The sequence below is a fragment of the Lamprobacter sp. genome (genome assembly GCF_034860625.1).
In the GTDB taxonomy this organism is placed as follows: Bacteria; Pseudomonadota; Gammaproteobacteria; order Chromatiales; family Chromatiaceae; genus Lamprobacter.
The window spans coordinates 1-3180 of sequence record NZ_JAYESN010000300.1; the positions used below are offsets into that span (position 1 = coordinate 1).

General features: G+C 60.2%; 3 protein-coding genes. 1 reads left to right on the plus strand and 2 read right to left on the minus strand.

Annotation, left to right across the window (positions count from 1 at the left end; translation table 11 throughout):
• Nucleotides 1-128 precede the first annotated feature (128 nt).
• Nucleotides 129-1082, plus strand: coding sequence for an IS1595 family transposase (locus VBE63_RS26530; protein ID WP_323686001.1), 954 nt, complete (start codon nucleotides 129-131; stop codon nucleotides 1080-1082).
• Here VBE63_RS26530 and VBE63_RS26535 read toward each other — a convergent pair.
• Together VBE63_RS26535 and VBE63_RS26540 are read right to left on the minus strand one after the other, a co-directional pair.
• Nucleotides 1079-2428 carry a transposase gene (locus VBE63_RS26535; protein WP_323686002.1) on the minus strand — a complete coding sequence of 450 codons (1350 nt, stop codon included), beginning with the start codon at nucleotides 2426-2428 and terminating at the stop codon, nucleotides 1079-1081. The genes VBE63_RS26530 and VBE63_RS26535 overlap by 4 nt on opposite strands.
• A gap of 233 nt (nucleotides 2429-2661) precedes the next feature.
• Nucleotides 2662-3024, minus strand: a complete 363-nt coding sequence (locus tag VBE63_RS26540; protein ID WP_323686003.1) for a hypothetical protein — start codon at nucleotides 3022-3024, stop codon at nucleotides 2662-2664.
• Between the last annotated feature and the right edge of the window lie 156 nt (nucleotides 3025-3180).

Below are 3180 nucleotides of genomic sequence, written 5' to 3' on the forward strand. Positions count from 1 at the left end.
CGAGGCCAATGCCCTGCTCCGCCCGATCCATGAGCGGACCTGATTAGCAAGCTTTCTCAGCCAAGCCCCTTTTCCGCCGAGAAAAGGCGCATAGTGGAGCGACTCCCGCTTGCTCGAAGGACCTCGTCATGCCGATGAACCGCATTCAATTTCAGCCTGGATTGTCGTTGCCCAGGTTCACCGCGCAGTTCGGCACCGAGGCCCTCTGCGAGGCTGAGCTCGAACGGCTGCGCTGGCCCGAGGGATTTCGTTGCCCCAAGTGCGACCATCCCCAGGCCTACATCCTCCATGTCGGCGCCCACAAGACCTTTCAGTGCCGGGCCTGTCGGACCCAGACCTCGCTGATCGCCGGCACCCTGTTTCAGAGCACCCACTTGGCGCTGACGGTGTGGTTTCTGGCGATCTACCTGGTCAGTCAGGCCAAGACTGGGCTCTCGGCGCTGGCCCTGAAACGGCTGCTAGGTGTGAGCTATCCGACGGCTTGGCTGATCCAGCACAAGCTGATGCAGGCCATGACCGAGCGCGACAGCGCCTATACGCTCAGTGGTGACGTCCAAGTCGATGATGTCTATCTCGGCGGCGAGCTGGTCGGCGGCAAGCCCGGGCGCGGCTCGGAGAACAAGGTCCCCTTCGTCGCGGCGGTGTCCTTGAGCCCCGAAGGCCATCCGCTCTACACCAAAATGGCCGCTGTGCCTGGCTTCACCCGCAAGGCGATTGCCGCGTGGGCGCGCCGCGATCTGGCTCCAGGCTGCGCGGTGACCTCCGATGGCTTGGCCTGCTTTGCCGGGGTCACCGATGCTGAGTGTACGCATCATGTCATCGTCGTTGGGTCGCGCAAACCAAAGGACTTGCCGGCGTTCAGCTGGGTCAACACACTCTTGGGCAATCTCAAGAGCAGCTTCGGCGGCGCCTACCATGCCTTTGACTTCGAGAAGTATCGTGCGCGCTATCTCGGCACCTTCGCCTATCGCTTCAACCGGCGCTTCCATCTGGAGACGATCCACAGCCGTCTGCTGCTGGCGGCGACGACGACCGGGGCGCGCCCTGAGCGCTGGCTTCGTCTGGCTGAAGAAGCTTGCTAATCAGGAGCCACCATGCGTAAGAGCATCTGGACAAAAGGATTTTGCGGGCTTTGGTGTGGTCGTGGGCAAAGCGATTGAAAATCCGGATGTAACGCCGCCTCGGCTAGGAGCCTGCGCACATCGGAGAAGGCGAAAGCCGATCGGCCGCGGATCTGATGTCGGCGCTCCGGGGCCTGTAACAGACGATCGGCATAGATCCAGGTCAACGTGGTTGCCATCATGCAGAAGTTCAGATGATTGCTGACCGCATCGGCCGTGCGGGTCTGGCTCTTCGCGCTGCCGATCTCCTGCTTGATTTCCTTGAATCCGGATTCGATTTTCCAGCGCGCGCCATAATATTCGATGATCTGCTCGACGCTCAGCGCCAGATCGGTGGTCGCCAGCGCCACGTAGCGCGACCTGCGATAGACCCACACCACGCGCACCGGACACTTCATCGTCTTGAGCATCACCACCTGCGAGAACGCCTGCAGGTCACGTTGCTTGCCGTAGAGCCACACCCGATAGCTCAGGGCCTGGTGTTTGAACGCCTGGGCGCAGTGATCGACGCTGCCCAGGCGCACGCCATACTTCCTCGGGCGCCCACGCCGGGGCGGCTCGCATGGTGCAAGCGCATCCAGCACCGCGTAGAGCGTCAGATTGGAGCGCAGACGCGAGAGGAGCTCAAAGTCACCGCCGCGACCCCGCGCCAAGCGAGACCAGAGCCCATCGTTGCCAAACCAGCTATCGGCCACCACCAGCACCGGTTGGCCGAAGGCGTCGAACACCGCTTTGAGCATACTGGCGGCCTGGTCCATTTTCGTCTCGAAGGCCACGACCACCCCCTTGCGAGAGGCCGTGATCCGTTTGGCCTCCACCTCCTTCTGCATCAGATAGAAGCGGAAATCCAACGGCAAACAGGCCCAGCGACCCTTAATCTGCTTGAGCAAGCCGATGGCGAGAATGCACTGCGACCACGGGTAGCTGGATTGATTGCCACTGGCCGCATGATCGTGGAAATGCCCGCAGCCGAAGATGGTCTTGCCCGTCTTCGGATTGATCGAATCATCCAGCGCCACCATCACCCGCCCGGCGGTCGTCGGGTGAGGAATCGCCCCCCACAGTGCCAGCCACAGACGCCTCCACGGCAGCGTTGAACTGGCCATGAAGGCATAAAAGCGCTGGCTGTCGATGTCCAGGTCGAACAGCGTGCGCAGGGTCCGCAGCACATTCGAGGTGATCGACGAAGTAAAGGGCAGCGCAACCGCCAGCAAGGTGTAGGCAAACCAGACCTTGCGCTGTTGGCCCTGTGCGGTCTCTGAGAAGGTCTGTTGGAGCAGGTTTAGGAGATCGCGTAGTATGAACATTGAGCAGAGGGCCTTTTGTATGCAATTTCAACGGGTTGCACCTGAAATTATACCAAAAGCGAACCCTCTGCTCACTCACTATCTTATTGATCGAGAAGTCTTTTTCGGGAATTCTAGAGCCAATGAATCAACACTTGGCATGGGAAATGCAAAAAATTTTCCTTATAGGCCAATAAGTAAAATCAATAGGTCCCGAGTCAAATTAACCCACCATGATGGGCATTGGTAAATTCTTAGGAAACTTCAGCCTGGTAAGTGTCGCGGATTTTATAGTGGTAGGTGAACATCCGCTCGGCGAAGGCGGTTTCAGGCTCGCCTTGCACCTCGACGTGGATCAGCACCCAGACGGCGAGGCCGTTGCGCAGGGTGACGCCGACCAGCTTATCGGCCGTGCGCCGGGTGGTCTTGGCCTCGCGCACGATCTGTTGGAATTCCTTGTCGAGAAACTGCACGCCTTGGGTCCAGTCGATCTCGGCGTGGATGGCGGGGAACAGCAGCGCGAGGAACTCGGGGAAGTAGTGCTCCAGCGCCTCTTTCCACGGACTATCGTGGTCGTTCTTGACGGCGGTGTCCGCGGGCGGGGTGTCAGCGCTCATGCGGGGAGTCTAGCCGATATTCCGCCCCTACCCCATCAGTGATCCCGGCGGTGTTTCTTCAGCCAGGCCTCGATCGTGGCAGGATCAAGCCCCTTAAGCCGCTCCTCTGGGGCGTAGCACTGCAGCACCTCATCAGGATCGAGCTTGCGGATGGAG